This is a genomic window from Ochrobactrum sp. 19YEA23 (assembly GCF_029909865.1).
In the GTDB taxonomy this organism is placed as follows: Bacteria; Pseudomonadota; Alphaproteobacteria; order Rhizobiales; family Rhizobiaceae; genus Brucella; species Brucella gambitense.
Genome location: NZ_JASAMQ010000005.1, coordinates 93,113 through 118,579 on the forward strand (window position 1 = coordinate 93,113; position 25,467 = coordinate 118,579).

Below are 25,467 nucleotides of genomic sequence, written 5' to 3' on the forward strand. Positions count from 1 at the left end.
CTGTATCAAAATAAGGTTATAAGATATCTGATCATCCTTGATGGTGCAGTTACGCAAGAAGGTAGAGTGAAGGCATGAGTGGCAGTTCCCTTAAATTCGGCACCAGCGGTCTCAGGGGATTGGCGAACGAGCTGAACGGCTTGCCCGCCTATGCTTATTCGCTCGCCTTCGTGCGCATGCTCGCCGAAAGCGGCAAGCTGAACAAAGGCGCGGAGGTTTTCGTCGGACGCGACCTCCGCCCATCCAGCCCCGACATTGCCGCCCTTTGCATGGCAGCCATTGAAGACGCTGGCTTTACGCCGGTGAATTGCGGTGTGCTGCCCACCCCTGCGCTCAGCTTCTACGCCATGGCGAAACAAGCGCCTTCCATCATGGTGACGGGAAGCCATATCCCCGATGATCGCAATGGTTTGAAGTTCTATCGGGCCGATGGCGAAATCGACAAGACCGACGAGCAGGCGATCAGCGCGGCCTATGCCGCCCTGCCCGCCGACCTCACCCCAAGGCACTCGGGCAATGGTGCAACAAGCGATGCCGCGACCAGCGCCTATGAGAAACGTTATATCGATTATCTGGGACGCGGCGCTCTCAAGGGCTTGCGCGTCGGCGTCTACCAGCACTCGTCTGTCGCCCGCGATGTTATAACGGATATTCTGACCGCGCTTGGCGCAGAAACCCTCGCACTCGGGCGCTCCGACATTTTCGTGCCGGTCGATACCGAAGCGTTGCGCCCGGAAGATATCCGGCTTCTCGACCAGTGGGCCAAGGAAAACCGCCTTGATGCCATCGTTTCCACGGATGGCGATGCGGACAGGCCACTGATTGCCGATGCAAGCGGCCAGTTCGTGCGTGGCGATCTCGTCGGCGCGATCACCGCAAGCTGGATCGGTGCTGACACCATCGTCACGCCAGTGACCTCCAATGCAGCGCTGGAAGAATGCGGGCGTTTCGACCGCGTTGTCAGAACCCGCGTCGGTTCTCCTTATGTCATCGAAGGCATGGCACGCGCCAAGGCGGAGGGCGCAAAGCTTATTGTCGGATTCGAAGCCAATGGCGGCGTGCTTTTGGGCAGCGACAGCACCCGCAATGGCCACACGCTTTCCGCACTGCCGACCCGCGATGCGCTGCTGCCGATCCTCGCCTGCCTGAGCATGATCAAAGAGCAGGGCAAGCCGCTTGCGGAAATCGGCGCGGCTTTCAAGTTTCGCATCGCGCTCAGCGACCGTTTGCAGAATGTGCCGCAGGAAAAGAGCGGCGCGTTTCTCGCCATCCTCAAGGATGAAGCCGGGCGCAAGGCGCTGTTTCCGGCAACCGATGCGATCATCCGGTCTGAGGCCATTGACGGCGTCAAACTGTTCTTCCATTCCGGCAATGCCGTCCACTATCGCGCTTCCGGCAATGCGCCGGAGCTGCGCTGCTATGTGGAAGCGGCCAATGAAAACCAGGCCGTCGAACTTCTGGCCATGGGCCTCGATATCGCCCGCAACGCAACAAAGGATGCCTGAGCAATGAGCTTTATTCCTGTCATCATCAGCGGCGGTTCCGGTTCAAGGCTCTGGCCGCTCTCGCGCGATGCCCACCCGAAGCCCTTCATCGAACTACCCGACGGCAGTACATTGATCGGCAAGACCTATAACCGGGCGGCACGGCTTGAAGGCGTCGATCACATCCTGACCGTCACCAATCGCGATTTTCTGTTTCTGACGCTCGACGCCTATGCGGACGCCAAGGCGCCCAAGACCGATAATGCGTTTCTGCTGGAACCCTTGGGTCGCGATACCGCGCCTGCGGTGGCGCTTGCGGCCATGCATGCCGCCGCAACCTACGGCCCGGACGCTACGCTTCTGGTGATGCCTGCCGACCACCTGATCGAAGACGAACCCGCCTTTGCGGAAGCGGTCCAAAAGGCGCGGCAGCTTGCCGAAACCGGTCGCATCGTGACATTCGGCATTGTGCCCGATCACCCGGAAACGGGCTTCGGCTATATCGAGGCGGATGGCGTGGACGTTCTGCGCTTTGTCGAAAAGCCCGATGCGGAAACCGCGCAGGCCTATGTCGAGAGCGGACGCTATTTCTGGAATTCGGGCATGTTCTGCTTTACCGCGAGAACCATGCTGGAAGCGATGCGCGCCCACGCGCCGGAGATTTTCAACGGCGTGCAGGCGTCGCTCGAAAATGCGCGGCGCGGCGTCAATGGCGACACCAAGACCATTGAGATTCCAAAGGACGAGTTTGCCGCGACGCCGGCCATTTCCATCGATTATGCCATCATGGAAAAGGCCGACAATATCGCCTGCATTCCGGTTTCCTGCGGCTGGTCGGATATCGGTTCCTGGGCTGCCATGGCCGACCTGATCAATCCCGATGCCGATGGCAACCGTCTGCGCGGGGAAACCGTTCTGGAAGACACGACCAACAGTTTTGTCTTGTCGGAAACAAGGCTGGTCAGCCTTGTCGGCGTGCACGACCTTCTGGTTGTCGATACGCCGGACGCGTTGCTCGTCGCCCATCGCGACAAGGCGCAGGATGTGCGCAAGGTTTTCAACCGTCTGCGCGCTGACGGCCACGAAGCCGCGAAACTGCACCGCACCGCCCATCGTCCGTGGGGCACCTATACCGTGCTGGAAGAAGGCGACGGCTTCAAGATCAAGCGCATCGAGGTGAAGCCCGGACGCCGCCTGAGCCTTCAGGCGCATCATCACCGTTCCGAACACTGGATCGTCGTGTCCGGCACCGCCAAGGTGACCAATGGCGACCGGGAAATTCTGCTGACCAACAACCAGTCAACCTATATTCCCTGCGGCTTCAAGCACCGTCTGGAAAATCCGGGCATTCTGCCCTTGGTTCTGATCGAAGTGCAGAGCGGCGAATATCTCGGCGAAGACGATATCGTGCGTTTCGACGACATTTACGGCCGGGTATAGAGCATTTCCAGCAAAAGTGCGAAGCGGTTTTGCGTAGGATAATGCGTAAAAACAATTAGATAGAGCGGTTCCACAATTCCGTTTTAACCGAAACCGCTCTAAAAGACCAGCGCCGACGAAGTTTCTCCGTCGGCGCTTATTTGAAGTAACTTAGTTGAAAGCGCCGCCGTCGCTTTTGCTTTCCGGGCGTTCGGCTGCAACCTTCTGGCGATAGCCGCTGGCGCGATAGGCGGCAATCGGTTCGATCGCCCCGCCAGTGCGGCGACGGGCTTCGGCCAAAATCGGCTCAACATCGGTACGATAGGCGCGTTTCAGCGTGTCCGACGCCATCAGCGCATCGTTTTCCTGCTGATAGGTTTCCAGCGCCTCGCGGTCCACCAGCAGTGCTTGTGCATAAGCGCGGCGGATTTCATTTGCCGACGAAATAAGACTTTCCAGCGGATCAGTCACATTGTGCGACTGGTCGATCATATGCGCCGGATTAAAGTCCTTCACGCCGCGATATTCGGCACCGACCAGCTCATTGAACACCAGAAACAGGCGATAGGGATCGATGGAACCGGCATCGAGATCGTCATCGCCATATTTGCTGTCGTTGAAATGGAAACCGCCGAGTTTGCCGAACTGCATCAACCGCGCCACGATCATTTCGATATTGGTGTTGGGCGCATGGTGGCCGAGATCGACCAGACATTGCGCCTTGGGACCAAGCGTCGAGGCGATGAGATAATTTGTGCCCCAGTCCTGAACCACCGTCGAATAGAAGGCCGGTTCATACATTTTATGCTCGGAGAACAAGCGCCAGTCGTCGGGCAAAGCTTTGTAGATTTCGCCCATCGAAGCCAGATAGCGCTCGAAAGCACGCGTGAAATTCTGCTGGCCGGGGAAATTGGACCCGTCGCCGAGCCAGACCGTCAGCGCCTTGGAGCCGATGGCATTGCCGATTTCGATACATTCGAGATTATGCTCGACCGCCTGCGCCCGCACCGCCGCATCGACATGGGTGAGCGATCCGTATTTGTAGGACAGTTTCTGATCGGCAGCGTCCGAAAACGTGTTGGAATTCATGGCGTCGAAACCGAGGCCCAGCGCCGCGGCATGGGCATTCAGCTTCTTCGGGTCTGCCTTGTCCCACGGAATATGCAGCGAGACATTCGGCGTTGCCCGCGAAAGCTCGTTGATGACGGCGCAATCGTCCAGCTTGTCGAAAATGCCACGTGGCTCGCCGCCACCCGGAAAACGCCCGAAGCGGGTGCCGCCCGTGCCAGTGCCCCACGAAGGCACGGCGACGAAATAGCTTGCCACCTTGTCGGTAATGGTATCGATCTCGATGCCGCGACGCGCCAGCTGCGCACCCAGCGCCTGATAATCGCTCTTCAGCGCATTTTCGAAACCGGAATTATGCTCGGCGATGAAATCCGCCAAAATACGTTGATCGGACATGGTTCCTCCCAGAACATTCCAGATTATAGGGTCAACGTGGGAAACTCTGCTGGTTCCCAGCATCGACATTGATGATGTTGCCGGTGGACTTTGCCGAAGAGTCGCTGGCGAGGAAATAGATCGCTTCGGCGATATCTTCCGGCAGGACATTGAGCTTCAGCAGCGACCGCTTGCGATAATGCTCCTCCAGTTCCGAAACATCGATCTTGGAGGATGCCGCGCGCTGTTCACGCCACTCGCCGTCCCAGATCTTGGAGCCGCGCAGAACTGCATCGGGATTGACCACATTGACGCGGATGCCGGCATCAGCACCTTCCAGCGCCAGACAGCGGGCCAGATGGATTTCAGCAGCCTTGGCCGTGCAATAGGCGGATGCACTGGGCGAAGCAGCAAGACCGTTCTTGGAAGCGACGAACACCACATTGCCGCCGATCTTCTGGCGGCGGAACAAGCGGAAGGCCTCCCGCGACACGAGGAAATAGCCGGTCGCCAGAATGTCGATATTACGGTTCCACATCGACAATTCGGTCGCTTCGACCGGAGCTGACGACGCGATGCCCGCATTGGAGACCAGAATGTCGATGCCGCCCAGCTCGACGCTGGCTTCAACAAAGGCGTTTGCGACGCCCTTTTCATCGGTCACGTTCAACTCGACGCTGCGAACCTGATCAGCACCATAACGCTTTGACAGATTGGCGTGAGCGGATTTGAGCGATTCTGCGTCAATATCCGCCAGAACCACGCAAGCGCCCTCGCCCGCCAGCCGCTCGGCGGTGGCATAGCCAATGCCGCCAGCGCCGCCAGTGATAAGGGCAATGCGCCCGGCTAGGCTTTTCGGCTTTGGCATGCGTTGCAGCTTGGCTTCCTCAAGCAGCCAATATTCAATATCGAAGGCTTCCTGTTCCGGCAGCCCCTGATATTCGGACACAGCGGATGCGCCGCGCATGACATTGATCGCATTGACATAGAATTCGCCAGCGATGCGTGCCGTCGCCTTATCGCGAGCAAAAGACAGCATGCCGACACCGGGGATCAGAAAAATCACCGGATTGGGATCGCGCATCTTCGGCGAATTGTCGTGCTTGCAGGCCTCATAATAGCGCTTGTAATCGGCGCGATAGGCTTCCAACGCATCTTCAAGCCCGGCAACGATAGCATCGACATCCGGCTTGGCCGGATCAAAATTGACGACCAGCGGGCGAATTTTGGTGCGCAGGAAATGATCCGGGCAGGATGTGCCCAGAGCGGCCAGCGGACGCAGTTCCTTCGCATTCACGAATTCCAGCACTGCATCCTGATCATCGAAATGGCCGAGCTTGCGCTCTTCCTTGCCGATCAGCCCGCGAATTTCCGGCATCAGCCGCGCTGCAATGGCGCGGCGCTCGGAAGCAGCCAGGCTTTGTGTGACAGCACCGCCGAAAGCGGCTTTGCCCGCCGTCTTCCGGTCCAGCCATTCAATGGCCTTGTTGATAATGGCGAGCGTGGTTTCGTAGCAGGTCTTCGCATCATTGGCCCAGGTGAAAAGGCCATGACTTTCAAGGACAACGCCCTTGGCCTGCGGATGCGCCTTGACGAAAGCTTCGAGATCGAGCCCGAGCTGGAAACCCGGGCGACGCCATGGCAGCCAGCCAATATCGTCACCGAAAATCTCGGCCGTCAGCTCGCGGGAATTCCTGGAGGCAGCAATCGCAATGATCGCATCGGGATGCATGTGATCGACATGGCTGAAAGCGACAAAACCATGCAGCGGCGTATCGATGGATGCCGCGCGCGGATTGAGGTTGAAGGTGCAATGCGGCAGGAAGCCGACCATGCGGTCCTCATCCTCAACGCCCTTATAGATGCACTTCAGCGCATTGAGCTTGTCCTGATAAAGCGTGGCAAAACCGTCGAGTTTGATGGTGCCGACATCGCCGCCCGAGCCCTTGACCCAGAGAACCTGAACCTTTTCGCCGGTCAGCGGATCAATTTCCTCAACCTTGGCAGAGGTGTTGCCGCCGCCGTAATTGGTGATGCGCTTGTCTGACCCGAGCAGATTGGAGCGGTAAAGCAGCTTTCCCGGCTCATCCAGCGTTGCCGCCTTGGCGTCGTCCCAGCGATTATCGAGCAGCCGATTGCTGACCACCATGTCATCCTCCCAAGTCAGTTATGCCAGATTAAGGCCAACCGCCACGCGCATATCCTTCCCATGCGCGAGCGATCATGTTGGCGGCAGATATGACGCATGAAACGAAATACTGTCAATCACAAACAATCATAATCGATCAAATATTTCGCGCATGTGCGAATTGTTGATTGTTTGTGATTGACATGCGCCAGCAATTTAAGAATAGATGGAAACAGGAGGAGCCATGCACGAAAGAGAGCGCCACCGCATCATCCTGAGCGCTGTTCAGGAGAAACCGGTGATCACCATTCAGGATCTGGTGGAATTGACGGAGGCGTCGGAAGCGACCCTTCGGCGCGATATCGCATCGCTGCATATGCAGGGTCGGATCAAGCGCGTGCGCGGCGGTGCTGAAGCCATCCACCCGCCGCAGTTTGGCAGTCTTGCGGGGCGTCCGTTCAAGGTTTCCGAATCCGAAAATGGTGATCGCAAGCGCGCCATTGCCCGCGAGGCCGTGGCGCTTTGCGATGAAGGCGACAGCATCATCATCAATGGCGGCTCCACGACATTCCAGATGGTGCATTATCTGACGGCGCGCCGCCTTCAGGTGCTGACCAACTCCTTCGCCATTGCCGAACATCTGTTGCGGCAGTCGAAAAGCACGGTGATCGTGCCCGGCGGCGCGATCTATCGCGACCAGAGCCTGATCCTTTCGCCTTTCGACAATGACGTCATCCGTAATTTTTACGGTCGGCGGATGTTCATGGGCTGTCAGGGTGTCAGCCCGCTCGGCGTGATGGAATCCGACGCGCTGATCATCCAGAGCGAACAGAAACTGATGGGCCAGGCGGACGAACTTGTCCTGATGGTCGATTCATCGAAATTCACACGCCGTTCCAGCCTCATCCTTTGCCCGCTCGACCGTGTCAGCACGCTGATCACCGATGACGGCATTTCCGATGAGGCGCGGCGGATGGTCGAAAATGCGGGTATCCGGCTGATTGTAGCGCAGGTTTCCGCAAATGCCGGCAAGGGCGGCGAACAGGGGGATTCCGCCGAGGTTGCCTGAGCCAACTCTATTATCATCCCGGCCAATGCCGGGATCATCGTGAAACATATGTCTTTATACTGGGAGGAATGAGACATGAAGCTTTTCAAGAAACTCGCACTTGGTACAGCACTGGCCGTCGCCTTCATGGCAAGTCAGGCGCAGGCAGCCGACATGAAGATCGCGCTCGTCGCGAAGTCGCTCGGCAACGGCTTCTTTGAAGCCGCCAACAAGGGTGCGCAGGAAGCTGCCAAAGAACTTGGCGGCGTCGAGGTCATCTATACCGGCCCGACCACCACAACCGCCGAAGGCCAGATTGAAGTCATCAATTCGCTGATTGCCCAGGGCGTGAACGCCATCGCCATTTCCGCCAACGACCCGGATGCGGTCGTACCGGCGCTGAAAAAGGCTGCCCAGCGCGGCATCAAGGTGATTTCGTGGGATTCGGGTGTCGCTCCGGCTGGCCGTATCGTGCACCTCAACCCATCGTCCAACGAGCTGATCGGCAAGATGTGCCTGAAGCTTGCGGCCGACCACCTGCCGGACGGCAAGGGCGATTTCGCGATCCTGTCCGCCACCACCACCTCGACCAACCAGAATATCTGGATCGCCGAGATGAAGAAGCAGCTCAAGGACTTCCCGGGCCTCAATCTGGTCACGACCGTCTATGGCGACGATCTGGCCGACAAGAGCTATCGTGAAGCACAGGGCCTCCTGAAGTCGAACCCGAACGTCAAGGTCATCGTGGCGCCGACGACCGTGGGCGTTCTGGCCGCTTCGCAGGCCGTGAAGGATGCCGGCAAGATCGGCGATGTCTATGTGACGGGCCTCGGCCTGCCGTCCGAAATGGCTGGTGCCATCAAGTCCGGCGCGACCAAGGAATTCGCCATCTGGAACCCGATTGATCTCGGCTATTCCGCAACGCAGATCGCCTATCACCTCGTGAAGGGTGATACCGATGGCAAGCCGGGTTCCGAAATCGATGCCGGACGTATGGGCAAGATCAAGATCGGCGAAAACGGCGAAGCCGCGATGAGCGACCCTTTCGTCTATGACGAGAAGAACATCGACCAGTTCTCCAAGGTCTTCTGATCGGAAAGAGCATCCCGAAAAGTGTGAAACGGTTTTCGGACACGATGCGCATTTTAAAAAGAGGCGGCATTCGCTGAACGGGTGCCGCCTCCCGTTCCCCAGAATCGATTTCAGGTGTCTGCAATGAATGCAGCTTTTCTCTCAAGCGGCGATTCCAGCGGTGAGCAGACGGTGCTTGCCATGACGGACCAGCCCATTCTGGAAATGCGCGGCATTGCCAAGACATTTCCCGGTGTGCGTGCGCTCGATGACGTCAATATCGCGCTCTATCCCGGCAAAGTGACGGCGCTGATCGGCGAGAACGGCGCAGGCAAGTCCACGCTCGTGAAAATCCTCACCGGCATCTATCAGCCCGATGAAGGTGAAATCCTCATCGACGGCAAGCCGGTGCATCTGGCGACGGCGCAGGATGCGACCGATCACGGCGTAACGGCCATTCATCAGGAAACCGTGCTCTTTGACGAATTGTCGGTGGGCGAAAACATCTATCTCGGCCATGCGCCGCGCACGAAATTCGGCTTCGTCAACTGGAAGGCTGTCTATGCCCGTTCGCAAGCCTTGCTATCCTCGCTGGAAACGACGGTCGACGCCCGCATCAAGCTGAAGGAACTGTCCATCGCCCAGCGCCATCTGGTCGCCATTGCCCGCGCGCTGTCGGTGGATTCGCGCATCGTCATCATGGACGAGCCGACCGCAGCCCTGTCGCGCAAGGAAGTGGACGACCTGTTTCGCATCGTGGCGCGGCTGAAAGCGCAGGGTAAAGCCATCCTCTTCATCAGCCACAAATTCGATGAAGTCTATGAAATCGCCGATAATTATGCGGTTTTCCGCGACGGGCACGCCGTCGGCCACGGTACGCTTGCCGATACGCGACAGAACGATATCGTGCGCATGATGGTCGGGCGGTCTGTCGATCAGGCTTTCCCCAAGCAGGATGTCGCCATCGGCAAGCCGGTGCTGAAGGTTGAAAACTATTCGCACCCGACCGAGTTTCGCGACATTTCCTTTGAGCTGCGCAAGGGGGAAATCCTCGGCGTTTACGGCCTTGTCGGCGCCGGACGCTCGGAATTCGCACAATCGCTGTTCGGCATCACCAAGCCATCCCGTGGCCGCGTGACGCTTGAAGATCGCGAGATCAGCACCCGCCGCCCGGGCGATGCGGTGGCCCATGGCATCGTCTATGTGCCGGAAGAACGCGGACGTCACGGCGCGGTGCTGCAACTGCCGATCTTTCAGAATGTTTCGCTGCCGTCGCTCGCCCGCACCTCGCGCAATGGTTTTCTGCGCATGGCGGAAGAACTGGCGCTGGCGCGCAAATATGCCGAGCGCTTCGACCTGCGCGCCGCCGCCCTTTCCGTACCGGTCGGGACGCTATCCGGCGGCAATCAGCAGAAGGTCGTCATCGGAAAGTGGCTCGCCACCAATCCAAAGGTCATCATTCTCGACGAGCCGACCAAGGGCATCGATATCGGCTCCAAGGCTGCGGTTCACGCCTTTATCAGCGAACTCGCCGCCGAGGGGCTCAGCATCATCATGATCTCGTCGGAACTGCCGGAAATCATCGGCATGTCAGACCGTGTGATGGTTATGCGCGAAGGCCTCATGGAAGGCGTCTTCGAACGTGCAAGCCTCGACGCGGAAGTGCTGGTGCGCGCCGCCACGGGCAATGCCGAGCAGGCTGCGGAGTAGATCATGAAACAATTGCTGAAACAGCGGGAACTCCTGCTCCTCGTCATCATCGCGCTACTGGTGGGCCTGTTTGCCAGCCGCGCGCCGGGCTTTGCCAGCGTCGGCAATCTGGCGGGCATCTTCAACGACACGTCGATCCTGATCATCATCGCGCTTGGACAGATGGCGGTGATCCTGACCAAGTCAATCGATCTGTCGGTTGCTGCCAATCTCGCCTTTACCGGCATGGCCGTGGCAATGCTCAACGCCACCTATCCGGGCCTGCCTCTGGTGCTGCTGATCGTGCTTGCCATCGGCATCGGTGCAGTTTTGGGCGCGATCAACGGCATTCTCGTCTGGAAGCTCAATATTCCGGCGATTGTCGTCACACTTGGCACGCTCACCATCTATCGCGGCATGGCCTTTGTGCTGTCCGGCGGCGCTTGGGTGAATGCGCACCAGATGACAGCGCCCTTCCTCAACACGCCACGCACGCCTTTCCTCGGCTTGCCGCTCTTGGGCTGGACAGCGATTTTGATCGTAGTGCTTGTCTATGTCCTGCTGACGCGGACATTCTTCGGTCGCGCCCTTTATGCTTCCGGCGGCAATCCGACCGCCGCTGTCTATACCGGTATCGATGTTGGCCGCACGCGCTTCTTCGCCTTTGTGCTTTCGGGTGCGCTTGCCGGTCTGTGCGGCTATCTCTGGGTGTCGCGCTATGCCGTCGCCTATGTGGATGTGGCCGCCGGTTTCGAACTCGACAGCGTTGCGGCCTGCGTCATCGGCGGCATCTCGACGCTCGGTGGCATCGGCACGGTTGCCGGTGCCGTTCTGGGCGCGCTGTTTCTCGGCGTCATCAAGAACGCTTTGCCGGTCATCGACATATCGCCCTTCTGGCAAATGGCGATCTCCGGTTCCGTGATCATTCTGGCGGTGATTTTCAATGCACGTCAGGAAAAGCGGCGCGGACGCATCATCCTGCGCGACAAGGCCGCGAAGACTTATGAGGAGGTTGCGGCATGAGCCAGACGGACATGAACGACCAGCGCCGTCATATTCCCGACCGCCTCGGCACGCCCTTCTCACGCATCTTCGCAAGCTGGGAAATGCTGCTGCTTGGCGTGGCAATTGCGATCTTCATCGCGAATTCCTTCGCCTCGCCCTATTTCCTCGATGCCTGGAACCTCTCCGACGCCACATTCAACTTCACCGAAAAGGCGCTGATCGCCTTTGCGATGACGCTTCTGATCATTTCCGGTGAAATCGACCTCTCGGTCGCCGCCATCATTGCGCTTTCCTCGACCGCGATGGGTGCGGCTGCGCAGGCTGGCGTCGGCACGCCGGGTCTGGTCTGCATCGGCATCGGCACCGGCCTTGTTTGCGGCGCGATCAATGGTGGACTGGTGGCCGGGCTGAAACTGCCATCCATCGTCGTGACCATCGGCACGATGAGCCTTTTCCGCGGCATTTCCTATATCGTGCTCGGCGATCAGGCCTTTGGCGGCTATCCGGAAAGCTTTGCCTATTTCGGTCAGGGCTATGTGTTCTGGGTCTTCTCGTTCGAATTCGTGCTGTTCATTCTCTTCGCGGTGCTGTTTGGCGTGCTTTTACATGCCACCAGCTTTGGACGCCGCATCTATGCCATCGGCAACAATGAATTCGCGGCGCGCTTTTCCGGCATTCCGGTTGAAAAAACCAAATTCGTGCTCTTCCTGATGACCGGAGTCATGAGCGGCATCGCCGCCGTCTGCCTGACGTCGCGCCTCGGCTCCACGCGCCCATCCATCGCGCAAGGCTGGGAACTGGAAATCGTCACCATGGTCGTTCTGGGCGGCGTATCGATCCTCGGCGGATCGGGCACCATTGTCGGCGTGGTGATTGCGGCTTTCGTTATGGGTCTCGTGACCTTCGGGCTTGGGCTTCTCAACGTGCCGGGCATCGTCATGTCGATCTTTATCGGCCTCCTGCTCATCGTCACCATTTCGCTGCCGATCCTGATCCGGCAGCTCAAGGGGAGGCGCGCGACATGACCACCCAACGCTATGCATTTCGCATGACGCTTAATCCGGGCATGGAAGCGGAATATCGCCGCCGCCATGACGAGATATGGCCCGAACTGATCGAGCTTCTGCACAAGGCTGGCGTGTCAGACTATGCCATCTATCTTGATGAAGAAACCAACATCCTGTTTGGCGTGCTGACGCGCAGCGCCAGCCACGGCATGGCGGCCCTGCCCGACCACCCGGTGATGAAGAAATGGTGGGCGCATATGGCCGACATCATGGCGACGAACCCCGACAATTCGCCGGTTTCTGTCGATCTCAAGCCAGTGTTTCACATGTCATGAAGCGCATCGCCATTCTCGATATAGGCAAGACCAATGCCAAAGTCGTCGTGATCGATGCGGCAGGCGGCGAGGAAATTGCCGCGCGCCGCATGCCGAACACCGTTCTGCGCGACGGCCCCTATCCGCATTATGATATCGAGGCGCTTTGGCGCTTCTTTCTGACAAGCCTTGCGGAATTTGCGCAAGAGCCGGGCTTCGATGCCATTTCCATCACCACGCATGGCGCGTCGGCGGCTCTCGTTGCTGAAGACGGCACGCTGGCAATGCCGGTTCTCGACTATGAACTCGAATATCCAGCCGAAATCCGCGCCGCCTATGCGGCCATAAAGCCGGATTTTCGCGATACATTTTCGCCGACCCTGTCGCTCGGCCTCAATCTCGGTGCGCAGCTTCACTATCTGAAAGCGGTCTTTCCTACCGATTTCGCGCGCACGCATTTCATATTCACCTATCCGCAATATTGGGCATGGCGTCTGACCGGCATTGCCGCATCGGAAGTGACCTCGCTTGGCTGCCACACCGATTTGTGGCTGCCGAAACAATCGGCTTTTTCGGCGCTTGTCGACCAACTGGACATTCGCGGAAAATTCCCGCCGCTGCGCTCCGCCTTCGATGCGCTTGGGCCGCTACTGCCAGAGATCGCGACCAATATCGGACTGCCCTCACCCGTTCTGGTGCATTGCGGCATTCACGATTCCAACGCATCGCTGCTCGCACATCTGATGGATCGCAAAGGCCCATTTTCGGTGGTTTCGACCGGCACATGGGTGGTGAGCTTTGCCGTTGGCGGCAATCTCGACCAGCTGGACCCGAAGCGCGATACGCTCGCCAATGTCGATGCCTATGGGCGGGCGGTGCCCGCGGCGCGCTATATGGGCGGGCGCGAATTCGACCTGATGACCGAAGGGCTGCAAAAGCCCTCACCAGCCGAATACGATGTCCTTGCCGCGCAGGTTCTGCATCGCGGGATCATGGCTTTACCTTCCGCCGTGCCGGGTTGCGGCCCTTACCCCGACACACATCTGCATTGGCGCAACGCGGATCAGGCAAGCGATGCCGAACTCTATGCTGCCGCTTGTATTTATGCTGCGCTGATGACGGAAAGTTGCCTTGGCCTGCTGGGCGCCAAGGGGCCGATTGTCGTCGAAGGTCCATTTTCTGAGAATGCTATTTATCTGAAAGCATTGGCGAATTTTTCCGGACGCGCAGTCGAGGCAATTGCCGGATCAACCGGCACGGCCACCGGCGCAGGCTTGCTGGCGGGTGCTGCGCCCCAGGAAAAGCACGGCAGAACCTATCAGCCAGACGATGGTGCTTCCGGCGACGCCTATGCCGCCTATCGCGCACAATGGCTGGAAGCCGTCACGCCGCAACCAGCGCACTGACGGGCAGCACCCTCTCCCAACAAGTTGTCACGTGATTGTGACATCGCAGGCTTCCACCTGCGATCCAATTCACTTGCCATATTCAAGGCACTTGTCATAAGCTACAAATAATAAGGTAGCTTATAAATAAGTGGGCATACAAGTGGCGGACACCCGCGTTCTCGGTTTTCTGTTGCATGATGTTGCCCGCCTTCTTCGCAAACGTTTTGAGCAGCGCGCACGCGGAACTGGCCTGACACGGGCACAGTGGCAAACGCTGGCATTCCTCTCGAAGAATGACGGGATCATGCAACGCAGTCTGGCTGATCTGCTGGACGTGGAGGCTATAACCCTCACGCGCATTCTCGATCGGCTCGTCGAACAGGGATTTGTCGAAAGACGGCCCCATCCGACTGATCGGCGTGCGCATCTGATTTACATATGCGAGGCGGCGATGCCGCTTCTGGAAGATATGCGCGTGCTCGGCGGCCAGACGCGGGCCGAGGCGCTTGAAGGTGTTTCGCAGGCGGAACAGGAACAGCTGATCCAGACCCTCCTGTCGATGAAAGACAATCTCTCCCGGGCTTGCCGGTCTCCCGCAAGTCCCGAAATCGTCAACGAAGATACAGATCATGACTGACACGTCCAATATCGTAAAGCATCCTGCCGCTATCGAACGGGGTGAACCTGAAGCACGTCAGGAAACCCACGCCGAAAGCACTGGTCCGGCGTCGCAGCCGCAAAGCGCCATCGACGCGACCCTGAAGCCGAGCGCGAGCGAGATCGCCACTCGCCGCCGGTTGAAGCGCCGCCGGATGATGTTTTCGCTTCTGCCTCTGGCGCTTGTGGTCGGCGGCTATTTCTACGTCACCGGCGGGCGCTATGTTTCGACCGACAACGCCTATGTGCAGGCCGATATGGTGGGCATCTCGACCGATGTTTCGGGCCTTGTCGCGGGCATTGATGTGCATGAAAACGAACTGGTCAAAGCCGGTCAGGTGCTGTTTCGTCTGAAGCCGGATTCCTTCGCCATTGCACTTGAAGGTGCCCAGGCCGAACTCGGTCAAGTGCGCAACCAGATATTGGGCCTTCAGGCCAGCTATCAGCAATCGCTTGCCGAAATCACGCAGGCCGAAGCCGATCTGCCTTTCTATCAGGCCACCTTCAAGCGGCAACAGGATCTGGTGGCGACCAGCGCATCATCGCGCGCGACATTCGATCAGGCAAAGCACGATCTCGATGCCGCCCAGCAGAAGGTTGCCGTGGCCAAGGCGCAAGCCCAGTCGGCGCTGGCCCAGCTCGGCGGCAATGCTGACCAGCCGGTGGAACAGAACCCGCTTTATCTGCAAGCCAAGGCCAAGGTGGATGAAGCCCAGCGCCAGCTCGATGACGCCACCGTTCGCGCGCCGTTCGACGGCATCGTCACCAATGTGAACAGCCTGCAGGTCGGCTCTTATCTGCAAGCCGCGCAACAGGCGTTTTCTCTTGTGTCATCCGATCATCTCTGGATCACCGCCAATCCGAAGGAAACCGAATTGACCGGGATCGAACCCGGCCAGCCGGTGACGATTTCGGTCGATACCTATCCCGATGCACGCTGGGAAGGCAAAGTCGCCAGCATCAGCCCGGCTTCGGGTTCAAGCTTCTCGCTGTTGCCAGCCCAGAATACGTCCGGCAACTGGGTCAAGGTCGTGCAGCGCATCCCCATGCGTGTCAGCATCGACAATAAGAGCGGCCAGCCGCCGCTGCGTGTAGGCATGAGCGTGAATGTTGAAGTCGATACCGGCCACCCGCGCGGCCTGCCGAGCTTCATTACCAATCTTTTCGGTGGTGGAAACCATGTCTAACGTCGCCATTTCCGGCGCGTCTATCGTCGCACATCGCGGCGCGATCACCGCTTGCGTCATTCTCGCGGTCATCATGCAGGCGCTGGATACGACGATTGCCAATGTCGCCCTGCCCTATATTCAGGGTAGCGTTTCGGCAAGCGCCGACCAGATCAACTGGGTGCTGACCTCCTATATCGTGGCGGCTGCGATCATGACGCCGCCATCGGGCTTCCTTGCCGCCAAATTCGGCCGCAAGCGCGTGCTGCTGGCGGCCATTGCGGGCTTCGTTCTGGCGTCGGTGCTTTGCGGTCTTGCGCAATCGCTGCCGCAGATTGTCGGCTTCCGTCTTTTGCAGGGCCTGTTCGGCGCTTCACTGGTGCCACTGTCGCAAGGCATTCTGCTCGATATCTACACGCTGGAAGAACGTGGCTCCGCCATGGCGCTTTTCGGCGTCTCTGTGATGGTTGGGCCGGTTCTCGGACCCGTCATCGGCGGCTGGCTCACTGACAATATGAGCTGGCGCTGGGTTTTCTATATCAATGTGCCGATTGGTGCGCTGGCTTTCGCCGGGATCATGGTCTTCGTGTCCGAAACCAAGATAGATCGAATGGCGCGTCTCGACTGGACGGGTTTCGGTTTGCTCAGTCTTGCCATTGCCTCGCTGCAATTGTTTCTCGATCGCGGCGAGCAGATGGACTGGTTTTCATCCAGTGAAATCGTCATCGAGTCGCTGGTTTGCGCGGCGGCAGTTTATCTTCTTGTGGTGCATACGTTCACAGCAGAGAATTCTTTCGTGAAACCGCAGCTGTTTCTGGACCGCAATTTCGCGGTGAGTATGCTCTTCATCTTCATTATCGGCGTCACCTATCTGGCATCGCTGGCGCTAATGACGCCTTATCTCCAGACATTGATGGGTTATCCGGTGACCACTGCCGGTATCGTGATGGGTCCGCGCGGCATGGGCACCATGGCCTGCATGTTTCTGGTCGGCAAGCTGATTGGGCGTGTCGATTCACGTTATCTGCTTTTGACCGGTCTCGGACTGACGGCCTGGGCCATGTATGAGATGACCGGCTGGACGCCCGATGTTTCGCAATGGACTATCATACGGGTTGGCTTCATTCAGGGCGCGGGTCTGGGCTTTCTGTTCGTGCCGTTGACCACGATTGCCTTTTCCACCCTCCCCGCCCATCTGCGCGGCGACGGTACGGGTCTGTACAATCTCTCGCGCAATATCGGATCGAGCGTCGGTATTTCGGTGGTTTCAGCGCTTCTGACAGAGAATGTTCAGGCCAATCACGCGGATATCAGCGCCTATGTCACGCCGTTCAATCATAATTTTGATAGCGCGATTGTTTCGCAATATCTCAACCCGACCACGGCTGCCGGACGCGCGCTTCTCGATAACATCATCACGCAACAGGCGACCGTCATATCCTATATCGATGATTTCAAGCTGTTGATGCTGATGTCGCTTATGGCGATGCCGCTTGTTCTCTTGCTCCGCAAGCCAAAGGTTGCGCAGGAAGTCGATCACACCATCGCCATGGAATAGAGCATTTCCAGCAAAAGTGTGAAGCGGTTTTGCGTTGGATAATGCGTAAAGAAAAGCAAAGCTTACAGCTTGGCGAACTCGATATAGAAATCGTGGACGCCGGAGGCCAGAAACTGCACGGCAATGCAGGTCAGGAGAAAGCCCATAATCTTGGTAATCGCCTGCATGCCGTGTTCGCCAAGCATCTTCTCGATGAAAGTCGCCGACGATAGCGCCGCATAAGCAATGCTGACCGTCAACAGAATGGCTACGATCACGATGATGTGGCCGATGATCGTGTGTTCGGCAGGGATTTGCGAACCAAAACTCATCACCACGGCGATCGATCCCGGGCCTGCAAGGCTGGGCATGGCGAGCGGCGAGAAGGAATAATCAATCTCGGCCTTCTTGATCTCGGAAGGCTCGACATTGACCTCCGAAGACGTATCCTCGCCGGAAAAGATCATTCGCAGCGCCAGGATCATGATGATGATACCGCCGGCCACCCGGATACCGGGAAGCGAGATATTAAACAGCGCGATGATCCCCTGCCCCAGCAGCAGAAAAGCCGTCAGAATGGAGAATGCGTAGATACAGGCCTTTATGGCTTGCTTTTGCTTGTTCTCCTTGCTCATCCGCTTGGTCAAAGCCATGTAGAGCGGAATCGTGGTGAGCGGGTTCATGATCGGCAGCAGGCCGATGAAGACGATAGAAACATACTTGATGAAATCGATAACCAGACTCACAGCCTTGGTGCTCCAGCCTTAAAATTGAAGTGAACTTATTCCTCTCAACGGGCTGGCTGCATATATACAACGCGTTTCGCTGTAAATACACGGCCAGATATCTTTCTTTGGTTTCGCCAGCAATCAATTAGCGTTCATTGATTTACTGATCCTTACATTTCATTAACCATGAATTTCACCAGAACCGATTTATTGTATGCTCGAAAGTCAGTTCAAATATCTGATTTAGTTGGCGCGGCGCTGGGCATTCAGCGCGGCCATCATCATTGGTTTGATCGAGAAACCACTGTCTGCAGCCTTCTCCGTCAATATGCGCAGATATCCTCCTGCGGATCGAATGTGATCGTAACGCTGAAGAATATAGGCAATTGCGATGGCCGTATTATAGTTTCCTAGCGTCTTTTTGGCTAAATCATAGAGCTTGGCATCAATCCCGATGAAACTGCGAACCGTCTCGGCTGCATCTACCAATCCATGCCATTGCCGAATAGGGCTCGGCGAATAGGCTTCAATCTCAGGGCAAGCTCGTAGAACCATATCGAGTGATATAGTCGGTTCTGCCTGGGTCTTGTCGATAATGATCTGGCGCTGGTCGATTTGGGAAACGCTGTCCTTTTCAAAATAGGAATCTGGATTCGATTCAATTTGCTGCCGCTCATTTTGAGACTCATTGCCGCTCAAAATTTCTGTATTTTGATTTACATTCAACAGCTTATCGATTTCCATCGAAAGCGTTTCCATCGCGGTAACCAACAGAGCGAGTTCATCGCGTTCTGCACGGCGAGGAATCGTGTCGACAATGGCCCGGAAGCGCTGGTTGATTGCTGACCAATCACCGAACAGTTTTTCGACCGCGGCAAATTCAATCAGCTTGGCGATATCACGACGCAGCAAGGTCAAGCGTTCACGTTGCTCGCGCAATGCAGTCTTTTCCGCCCTCACCTGTTCGGCAGATGCTTCAAGTTCATCTGCGCGCAACAGCAAGGGAGCAAGCGAAAAGCCAAATGCGATCTGCAACTCGCCGCCTTTGGCCCGACGGGCGTAACGCTTGCCGTTTGGACTGTCCTGACGGGTGATGAAACCGGCATCGACCAGCGCGCCAAGATGACGACGCAAGGTCGCGTCCGCCATGCCGTGGGCACGCAGCGCCAACTGTTTATTGGACGGGAAGACGATCAGGCCTTCATTCGCCTTGAGCTGATTGTCCGGATGAAAGGACAGCAATGCTGACAGGACTGCCAGCGAGCGATCATTCAGACCATAGATTATCTTTGCTTCACACAGCCAACGATGCAGCTGCCACTTATCGACTGTCAGGTCTTGTGGCATTTGCCGGGCATTGCGTTGCGCTGCCAGCAAGGCAGCCGTCATCGGTCGACTGCCAAACGGCGTCGAAGCCAAATGCATCTCCATTTTCTTTCACCTTCCACAAGGCAAAAGAAATCCACCCGCCGAAATGACGCTAATTACACTTGACAGTGATTCGTGGATTTGCGATTCTCTAGCTGCTAAACCAATGAGAAGGGCTTCCACGCGGCGACGTTTGGGGGCCTTTTTCTTTTGCTATCTCGTTCCTTTTCCCTAGAGCGAACCACGATCAACGGGATCGTTAAAACTGGTCATCTCTTTGTGTCACATATTTTCCAACGCCAAGCCGTTTCAGACTTCGGCTGAAATAGCTTTCAATCACGCGATACAGATACGCAGATAATCGTACTCAGATACTGGACCAGGCCGCGGAAACCGCTTTCCTATCCGAATGCTTGTTACTTCTCGTCGCTCTGGAATGACGCATAAAGCGTATCCAGATTGCGCGAGAGCCATTCGGCAAAACGAGGCCCATTGGCTGCACCGAGAGCCAGCGTTGCCGATTTGCCGTTCTGCTTGATCGTGGCACTGACGGACTTGTCCGAAGCCGTCCAGGTCGAACCCGGGCGAAGAGCCGCCTTGGTGACAGACTTCTTCTGACGAGCGCCTTTCAGATAACCATAGAGCTGTTCAAAGCGCTCAGCCGACGCAGCTGCATTGAACGCGTCTGTCGCCATCAGTTCTTCCGCAGCGTCTTGTTTGCCCGGAATCTCGATGAGCTTGCGCAATTCAAGCCAGCGATCACGCCCGATACCCTTGGCTGGACCAATGGCCAGAAGAATGGTTTCCGGTATAGCCTTGGGAATGGTCAGCATCTTCGACAGGGTCTGATAATCGATGGTCAGAGCCGCCTGAATGGCTTCACGCTCGAAACCAAGCGCTTCCAGACGTGCTGCGAACAGAACGCGCTCAATGAAGCTGAGATTGGCGCGCGCAGAGTTTTCCTGACCCTGGCTCAGAATATGCTCAAGGTCGGCAAGCGGCTTGATAACGGCTTTGACCTTGTGCCCCAGTTCACGGGCAACGCGTGCGCGCCGATGGCCAAAGACGATCATATAGCGACCGCTGGTCTCAGGATGCGGACGCACGAGGATAGGGCTGTCCTGCCCGCGATCACGGATCGCTTCGAGAAGCTCCTGATATTCCAGGTCGTCGGCTTCCGGCAGACGGTCGGCTACGAAAGATGCATCGAGACTGTTTGGATCAAGCTCAACGACAGTTTCGCCATCCAGCCTTTGCGAAGCCTGCTTGGCAAGTTCATCTATCGAAGCGGAAAGCGACTTGGCAGCGCCGAACCGGCGCGACGTGGCATCGACCGGCTGGGAAGGCTGTTCCGCCGCCGGTTCGTTCCGCATCACGCTGTCAAAAATGTTCTTCCGTGCCATTCTCTATTCCTTAAACCGGCCATAGACCTGATTTTATTGCGTATTTACCGTTTTAGACGGCAGTCTAACGTCCCCATGCTTCGTGGATAAGGCCGCGTATCTCTGAATTGACCGCTTCCATGGCTTCCATCGCGCGATCATAGGTGCCGCGATTCATGGATGAGCGTTCGACTTCATAAAGTGTTTGCTTGGTCAGACCGGCATCCGAAATGGCGGTTGATTTCAGCATTTGATGCTTAAGCATATGCGATGCCAGCATGCTCTGCATGAAGCCTACCATCTGTGCCTGTGGCACGTCGGTCGGCTCATAACGGGTAATCAGATAGCGGAACCAGTCGAGCTGTACCGCGCCGCCAGCCTGACGAACGGTTTTCAGAATGTCGCCCAGCATCAGTAGAAACTGCGACATCGACATGAGATCGAGCATCTGAGGATGAACAGTGATCAGCACGGACGTGGCTGCGGATAGCGCCGTCAGCGTCAGATAGCCAAGCTGGGGAGGGCAGTCGATGACGACCACATCGTAGGAATCATCAACGTCGGCCAGAACCGACGCAATACGGTTCCAGAACATCTTGCCCTCGCCGCCATTCTGCATAGCCAAAGGCGTATCGTATTCGTACTCCTGAAGCTCCAGCATGGCCGGAATAATGTCGAGGCCGGGGAAGTTTGTCCGGCGAATGACGTCGCGGATGGGCTTCTTTTCGGAATCGTAACGAATAGCTTCGTAGAGCGATGGAAATTCATCCAGCTCAGGCTGAATACCATGCAGAGCAGACAAGGAAGCCTGCGGATCAAGGTCGATGGCAAGCACGCGATGACCGGTCAAGGCGAGATGCTGCGCAAGATGTGCGGCCGTCGTGGTCTTGCCCGAGCCGCCCTTGAAATTCACAACGCCGATAACCTGAAGCTTTTCATGGGCACGGCGATGCGGAACATAGCGCTTCACTTCGGCGCGGCCGTTCTGATCGAGCCACAAACGCAGTTCATGCAATTGGTCCACGCTATAGGCGCGGCGTCCACCTGTCAGAATGGTCGGCTCGACGCCTTTGCCTTCGAGATGTAGCTTCTTCAGATTGCTGGGGGAGACGCCAAGGAAATATGCAGCTTCAGCCATGGAAAACTGGCGCAGATTTTTCCGCGCATCCGGAGGGAAGTTTTCATGGCGCAGCAGATTGAGCTTGCGGGAGATTTCTCTCCCCTGCGTCAATATCATGTCGTCAAACGACAAGCCTGCTGTTGAATTTGCGATATTCATTGACTTGGGATCCCTAGTGACGGCATCGGAACTAATACCGCCTAAATACCGTCATTATGTCCGATTCTTCTTGTATCGCAAGTGCTGCCCGGATTAACAAAGGGTTAGCAGGCAATTAAAAATTACAAAGAATTTTATCTTTCCGAATCGAATTCTTTTATCGAATTGTTTTTAAAAGCTTTTATCGAAATTAGACCGCAGTCTACCATCGCGCACGGCATGCTGACGACTGCAGGTGGAGTCATTTATTGTCATCGTCCACGCTTTTAGGCGGTCGATGGGCCTCCCGAATCGTCCATCGCGATTCTGATGGCCGGGTTGAATGAAAGACACCTATTCCAGCCGATGAAGCTTTCGGTGTTGGTTGCGATGCGGATGATAACGGCTTGACCGAGCCGTGCTGATGTCAGGCGGTCAGGTGCAGTGCACTGGTGCAGACGTTAATTGACCAGCGCCAATCGGGCGGTGTCCCCAGGGCTAATTGCTGCGTATAGAAGAGGGTGCTGGATTTACGTCGGAAAACCTGCTCAACTCCTGCAGTGCACGATCTGGTCCTTAGCTTGGGTTCGTGTACGGATTGGCAAGGAACCATGTTTTTTGTGCTTTTATGGGTCGATGCGGTAGATTTTTTAACTTCTTCACGTTACCATCCAATCTATCGTTGCAGAGATTCCCTTTCAGAGCTTTGGACTAGTCTCAACGGTAGAATCTTCTCTCAAATGCTCGTTTTTGATCAGTCGCGCTAGGGAAACTTAACGTCGATTTAGCTTTCGTTTGCGCAAAAATGTCGTTTGATCTCATAATGTTGAATTTTTCCATTCCGTAGTCGAAACGACCCGATTTTCATTCAGTTTGACACTCTGCGAATTGCCTTCCTGCCTTTCTGATTGAGTTCATTGCCGGAACGCGAATCTGCTCTCCTTGCGTATAAACTATCGACACGACGGCACTGCTGAGAGCGGGCAAAACGGTCCTGAAGTGGTCGCAGCGATCAACAAATGCAAAACCGTTATATGCACGTCATCTAGCTTGCTTATGGAGGCCTGATACTCTTAGGAAGGGGTTTCTACCATGCATAAGCTCTTGCTTACTCTGGCATCCGCAACATTTCTGAGCGGCGCTGCCCATGCTGCCGACATTTATCCGCTCGACCGGGCGACCATCCTCGTCGGCTCTCCGTTCGATTTCAAAGTGGAACTCGACAAGGTCGTGAAGCCGGAAGAGGTCAAGGTGACCGTCAACGGTCAGGACTATGAAGCCCTGTTCGGCTCCAAGGCCGAATTCGTCGCAGAAGAGAAGGGGAGCGAGGACAAGGTTCTGGGCTCAGCCCTCATCCTGCGCGATCTGAAGATCGCAGAGCCGGGCGCTTACAAGGTCGAAGTTTCGGCAGGCGATGAAAAGAAGACTGTCACCTGGGATGTCTATCCGACAGCAACTGAAGCGAAAGCCAAGAATATCATTTTCCTCGTGGCTGACGGCCTTTCGGTCGCGCACCGCACCGGTGCGCGCATCATGTCCAAGGGCATGACGGAGGGCAAGGCCAATGGTCGCCTCAATATGGATGATGTACCGCCGGTTGCCTTTATCGGCACGTCGTCGACCCATTCCATCGCGACCGACAGCGCCAACACCATGTCGGCCTACATGACGGGCCACAAAGCGCGCGTGAACGCACTGGGCGTTTATGCTGACCGCACCCCTGCGAGCCAGGACGACCCGAAGGTCGAAACCATTGCCGAAGCGCTGCGTCGCCAGACGAAGAAGTCTATCGGCATCGTTTCCACGGCAGAAGTGGAAGACGCAACGCCTGCCGCACTGGTTTCACACACGCGCAAGCGTTCCGACAAGGCGGACATCGTCGGCATGTTCTACGAGGTCAAGCCTGATGTGCTTCTGGGCGGTGGCTCGGCCTATTTTCTGAGCAAGGATATTCCGGGCTCCAAGCGCAAGGACGACAAGGATTATATCCAGCTGTTCCGTGATGCGGGTTATGCCATCGTCACCGACAAGAATGAGTTGGCTGCTTCCGGTCAGTCCAACCAGCAGAACCTGCTCGGTCTGTTTCACACCGGCAATATGGATGTGACGCTGGATCGCGAATTTCTGAAGAAGGGAACCGTTGACAAGTTTCCGAACCAGCCCGGTTTGGTCGACATGACCAAGGCTGCGCTCGACAAGCTGTCCAAGAACCCGGAGGGCTTCTTCCTGATGGTGGAAGGCGCGTCGATCGACAAGATGAGCCATCCGCTCGACTGGGAACGCGCGCTGGTCGACACGATCGAGTTCGACAAGGCCATCGGCGTTGCGCAGGAATTCGCCAAGAACAATCCGGATACGCTGATCGTTGTGACCGGTGACCACACCCATGGCGTGGCGATTATCGGCACGGTCGATGACGAGAAGCCGGGCGATGAAATGCGCGCCAAGGTTGGCACCTACGATGCGGCTGGCTTCCCGAACTACGAAGACAAGGACGGCGACGGCTATCCGGATCGCGTGGACGTTTCGCGCCGCCTGTTCCTGGCTGCCAATAACGGCCCGGATCATTATGAAACCTTCCGCCCGAAGCTGGATGATCCGTTCGTTCCGGCTATCAAGAACGAAAAGGGCGAGTATGTTGCCAATGAAGCTTATAAGGATGTGCCGGGCGCGGTCTTCGTGCAGGGCAACATCCCGAAGGATGAGGATACCGGCGTTCACGCGGTAGACGATATCGTTCTTCAGGCAACCGGTCCGGGTTCAGAAGGGCTACGCGGCTATATGGAGCAGAGCGACGTTTATCGCGCTCTTGCCGATGCCTTTGCTCTGGGCAAGCCGAAGTCCGAGTAATCAAGGTCTATCCTGAAACAGGGCAGGCGGCTTGCGCCGCTTGCCCGCAATTGATGGAGCGTCCGATGTCTAACCGGAACGATCTTAGCCGCCGACAGGTGATGCTTGGCGCCTTGACCATGCCACTGGCACTCGGCTTGACCAAAGCGCAGGCTGCCGAGCAACTCGGCTTCAACAATCTCTATAAAAGCTTCGGCGTGCTGGGCCTTGAGTTTTCCGATCAGGTCAAACAGTCAGCCGGCAAGCAAGTCGCCATCAGCGGCTTCATGGCGCCGCCCTTGAAGGCTGAAGCCAATTTCTTCGTACTGACCGAAATACCAATGTCGATCTGTCCGTTCTGCTCGTCGGATTCCGACTGGCCGGACAATATCGTTGTGGTTTATCTCGCCGCGAAGCAGACTTTCGTGCAGTTCAACGCGCCAATCCTCACGCGCGGCACACTTGAATATGGTTCGTGGACCGATCCTGAAACGGGATTTGTTAGCCAGCTACGCATGCGCGATGCTTCATTCACAACGGTCTGAT

Annotated in this window: 20 protein-coding genes; 14 read left to right on the top strand and 6 right to left on the bottom strand. The window is 56.9% G+C overall.

The genetic code is table 11. The annotated features are described in order from the left end of the window. Positions 1-74: 74 nt before the first annotated feature. A complete protein-coding gene (locus tag QBD01_RS14360; protein WP_280993355.1) occupies positions 75-1,505 on the top strand; it encodes a phosphomannomutase in 1,431 nt (476 codons plus the stop codon). Positions 1,506-1,508: 3 nt separating this feature from the next. Next, complete coding sequence (locus tag QBD01_RS14365; RefSeq protein WP_280993356.1) at positions 1,509-2,924, top strand: mannose-1-phosphate guanylyltransferase/mannose-6-phosphate isomerase; 1,416 nt, start codon at positions 1,509-1,511, stop codon at positions 2,922-2,924. A gap of 150 nt (positions 2,925-3,074) precedes the next feature. On the opposite strand, the gene rhaI is transcribed toward QBD01_RS14365, so the two are convergent. Together rhaI and QBD01_RS14375 are read right to left on the bottom strand one after the other, a co-directional pair. After that, on the bottom strand, positions 3,075-4,367 hold the full coding sequence (gene rhaI / locus QBD01_RS14370) for an L-rhamnose catabolism isomerase (RefSeq protein ID WP_280993357.1): 1,293 nt from the start codon (positions 4,365-4,367) through the stop codon (positions 3,075-3,077). A 31-nt stretch (positions 4,368-4,398) separates the two neighbouring features. Beyond that, positions 4,399-6,495: a bifunctional rhamnulose-1-phosphate aldolase/short-chain dehydrogenase gene (locus QBD01_RS14375; protein WP_280993358.1), complete on the bottom strand. Its 2,097-nt coding sequence runs from the start codon at positions 6,493-6,495 to the stop codon at positions 4,399-4,401. A gap of 223 nt (positions 6,496-6,718) precedes the next feature. Between QBD01_RS14375 and QBD01_RS14380 the strand changes: the two genes are divergently transcribed. The 10 genes from QBD01_RS14380 to QBD01_RS14425 all read left to right on the top strand — a co-directional run bounded on the left by QBD01_RS14380 (position 6,719) and on the right by QBD01_RS14425 (position 17,377). Then, a complete protein-coding gene (locus QBD01_RS14380) occupies positions 6,719-7,543 on the top strand; it encodes a DeoR/GlpR family DNA-binding transcription regulator (protein ID WP_078338167.1) in 825 nt (274 codons plus the stop codon). 75 nt (positions 7,544-7,618) lie between these two features. Further along, positions 7,619-8,614: a rhamnose ABC transporter substrate-binding protein gene (gene rhaS / locus QBD01_RS14385; RefSeq protein WP_182521349.1), complete on the top strand. Its 996-nt coding sequence runs from the start codon at positions 7,619-7,621 to the stop codon at positions 8,612-8,614. Positions 8,615-8,737: 123 nt separating this feature from the next. After that, the gene (locus tag QBD01_RS14390) at positions 8,738-10,303 is read left to right on the top strand and encodes a sugar ABC transporter ATP-binding protein (protein WP_392391412.1); all 1,566 of its coding nucleotides are present in this window, start codon (positions 8,738-8,740) and stop codon (positions 10,301-10,303) included. 3 nt (positions 10,304-10,306) lie between these two features. Continuing rightward, positions 10,307-11,305, top strand: a complete 999-nt coding sequence (locus QBD01_RS14395) for an ABC transporter permease (protein WP_280993359.1) — start codon at positions 10,307-10,309, stop codon at positions 11,303-11,305. Continuing rightward, positions 11,302-12,312 carry an ABC transporter permease gene (locus tag QBD01_RS14400; RefSeq protein ID WP_280993360.1) on the top strand — a complete coding sequence of 337 codons (1,011 nt, stop codon included), beginning with the start codon at positions 11,302-11,304 and terminating at the stop codon, positions 12,310-12,312. Before QBD01_RS14395 ends, QBD01_RS14400 begins: the two co-directional genes overlap by 4 nt. Further along, a complete protein-coding gene (gene rhaM, locus QBD01_RS14405; RefSeq protein ID WP_280993361.1) occupies positions 12,309-12,629 on the top strand; it encodes an L-rhamnose mutarotase in 321 nt (106 codons plus the stop codon). Before QBD01_RS14400 ends, rhaM begins: the two co-directional genes overlap by 4 nt. Further along, a complete protein-coding gene (locus tag QBD01_RS14410; RefSeq protein WP_280993362.1) occupies positions 12,626-14,014 on the top strand; it encodes an FGGY-family carbohydrate kinase in 1,389 nt (462 codons plus the stop codon). The genes rhaM and QBD01_RS14410 overlap by 4 nt, the downstream gene beginning before the upstream one ends. Before the next feature lie 142 nt (positions 14,015-14,156). Further along, positions 14,157-14,633 carry a MarR family transcriptional regulator gene (locus QBD01_RS14415; RefSeq protein WP_182521345.1) on the top strand — a complete coding sequence of 159 codons (477 nt, stop codon included), beginning with the start codon at positions 14,157-14,159 and terminating at the stop codon, positions 14,631-14,633. After that, entirely contained in the window at positions 14,626-15,840 is a 1,215-nt protein-coding gene (locus QBD01_RS14420) for an HlyD family secretion protein (protein ID WP_280993363.1), read from the top strand. The genes QBD01_RS14415 and QBD01_RS14420 overlap by 8 nt, the downstream gene beginning before the upstream one ends. After that, positions 15,833-17,377, top strand: coding sequence for a DHA2 family efflux MFS transporter permease subunit (locus tag QBD01_RS14425; protein WP_280993364.1), 1,545 nt, complete (start codon positions 15,833-15,835; stop codon positions 17,375-17,377). The genes QBD01_RS14420 and QBD01_RS14425 overlap by 8 nt, the downstream gene beginning before the upstream one ends. Positions 17,378-17,439: 62 nt before the next feature. Here the strand turns inward: QBD01_RS14425 and QBD01_RS14430 are convergent, their stop codons facing one another. The 4 genes from QBD01_RS14430 to repA all read right to left on the bottom strand — a co-directional run bounded on the left by QBD01_RS14430 (position 17,440) and on the right by repA (position 22,113). Further along, on the bottom strand, positions 17,440-18,102 hold the full coding sequence (locus QBD01_RS14430) for a MarC family NAAT transporter (protein ID WP_182521342.1): 663 nt from the start codon (positions 18,100-18,102) through the stop codon (positions 17,440-17,442). A gap of 225 nt (positions 18,103-18,327) precedes the next feature. Next, on the bottom strand, positions 18,328-19,515 hold the full coding sequence (repC, locus tag QBD01_RS14435) for a plasmid replication protein RepC (protein ID WP_280993365.1): 1,188 nt from the start codon (positions 19,513-19,515) through the stop codon (positions 18,328-18,330). Positions 19,516-19,868: 353 nt separating this feature from the next. After that, positions 19,869-20,855 carry a plasmid partitioning protein RepB gene (repB, locus tag QBD01_RS14440; protein WP_280993366.1) on the bottom strand — a complete coding sequence of 329 codons (987 nt, stop codon included), beginning with the start codon at positions 20,853-20,855 and terminating at the stop codon, positions 19,869-19,871. Between the two features lie 64 nt (positions 20,856-20,919). Continuing rightward, on the bottom strand, positions 20,920-22,113 hold the full coding sequence (repA, locus tag QBD01_RS14445) for a plasmid partitioning protein RepA (RefSeq protein WP_280993367.1): 1,194 nt from the start codon (positions 22,111-22,113) through the stop codon (positions 20,920-20,922). Positions 22,114-23,184: 1,071 nt separating this feature from the next. Here repA and QBD01_RS14450 point away from each other — a divergent pair. Both QBD01_RS14450 and QBD01_RS14455 read left to right on the top strand, forming a co-directional pair. After that, the gene (locus QBD01_RS14450) at positions 23,185-24,942 is read left to right on the top strand and encodes an alkaline phosphatase (protein WP_280993368.1); all 1,758 of its coding nucleotides are present in this window, start codon (positions 23,185-23,187) and stop codon (positions 24,940-24,942) included. A gap of 65 nt (positions 24,943-25,007) precedes the next feature. Beyond that, entirely contained in the window at positions 25,008-25,466 is a 459-nt protein-coding gene (locus QBD01_RS14455) for a hypothetical protein (RefSeq protein ID WP_280993369.1), read from the top strand. Position 25,467 lies beyond the last annotated feature (1 nt).

Excerpts from the sequence above, each read along its gene's own strand:
- QBD01_RS14360 (WP_280993355.1), top strand. The coding sequence starts at position 75 with ATGAGTGGCAGTTCCCTTAAATTCGGCACCAGCGGTCTCAGGGGATTG.
- QBD01_RS14365 (WP_280993356.1), top strand. The coding sequence starts at position 1,509 with ATGAGCTTTATTCCTGTCATCATCAGCGGCGGTTCCGGTTCAAGGCTC.
- rhaI (WP_280993357.1), bottom strand. The coding sequence starts at position 4,367 with ATGTCCGATCAACGTATTTTGGCGGATTTCATCGCCGAGCATAATTCC.
- QBD01_RS14375 (WP_280993358.1), bottom strand. The coding sequence starts at position 6,495 with ATGGTGGTCAGCAATCGGCTGCTCGATAATCGCTGGGACGACGCCAAG.
- QBD01_RS14380 (WP_078338167.1), top strand. The coding sequence starts at position 6,719 with ATGCACGAAAGAGAGCGCCACCGCATCATCCTGAGCGCTGTTCAGGAG.
- rhaS (WP_182521349.1), top strand. The coding sequence starts at position 7,619 with ATGAAGCTTTTCAAGAAACTCGCACTTGGTACAGCACTGGCCGTCGCC.
- QBD01_RS14390 (WP_392391412.1), top strand. The coding sequence starts at position 8,738 with ATGAATGCAGCTTTTCTCTCAAGCGGCGATTCCAGCGGTGAGCAGACG.
- QBD01_RS14395 (WP_280993359.1), top strand. The coding sequence starts at position 10,307 with ATGAAACAATTGCTGAAACAGCGGGAACTCCTGCTCCTCGTCATCATC.
- QBD01_RS14400 (WP_280993360.1), top strand. The coding sequence starts at position 11,302 with ATGAGCCAGACGGACATGAACGACCAGCGCCGTCATATTCCCGACCGC.
- rhaM (WP_280993361.1), top strand. The coding sequence starts at position 12,309 with ATGACCACCCAACGCTATGCATTTCGCATGACGCTTAATCCGGGCATG.
- QBD01_RS14410 (WP_280993362.1), top strand. The coding sequence starts at position 12,626 with ATGAAGCGCATCGCCATTCTCGATATAGGCAAGACCAATGCCAAAGTC.
- QBD01_RS14420 (WP_280993363.1), top strand. The coding sequence starts at position 14,626 with ATGACTGACACGTCCAATATCGTAAAGCATCCTGCCGCTATCGAACGG.
- QBD01_RS14425 (WP_280993364.1), top strand. The coding sequence starts at position 15,833 with ATGTCTAACGTCGCCATTTCCGGCGCGTCTATCGTCGCACATCGCGGC.
- repC (WP_280993365.1), bottom strand. The coding sequence starts at position 19,515 with ATGGAGATGCATTTGGCTTCGACGCCGTTTGGCAGTCGACCGATGACG.
- repB (WP_280993366.1), bottom strand. The coding sequence starts at position 20,855 with ATGGCACGGAAGAACATTTTTGACAGCGTGATGCGGAACGAACCGGCG.
- repA (WP_280993367.1), bottom strand. The coding sequence starts at position 22,113 with ATGAATATCGCAAATTCAACAGCAGGCTTGTCGTTTGACGACATGATA.
- QBD01_RS14450 (WP_280993368.1), top strand. The coding sequence starts at position 23,185 with ATGCATAAGCTCTTGCTTACTCTGGCATCCGCAACATTTCTGAGCGGC.
- QBD01_RS14455 (WP_280993369.1), top strand. The coding sequence starts at position 25,008 with ATGTCTAACCGGAACGATCTTAGCCGCCGACAGGTGATGCTTGGCGCC.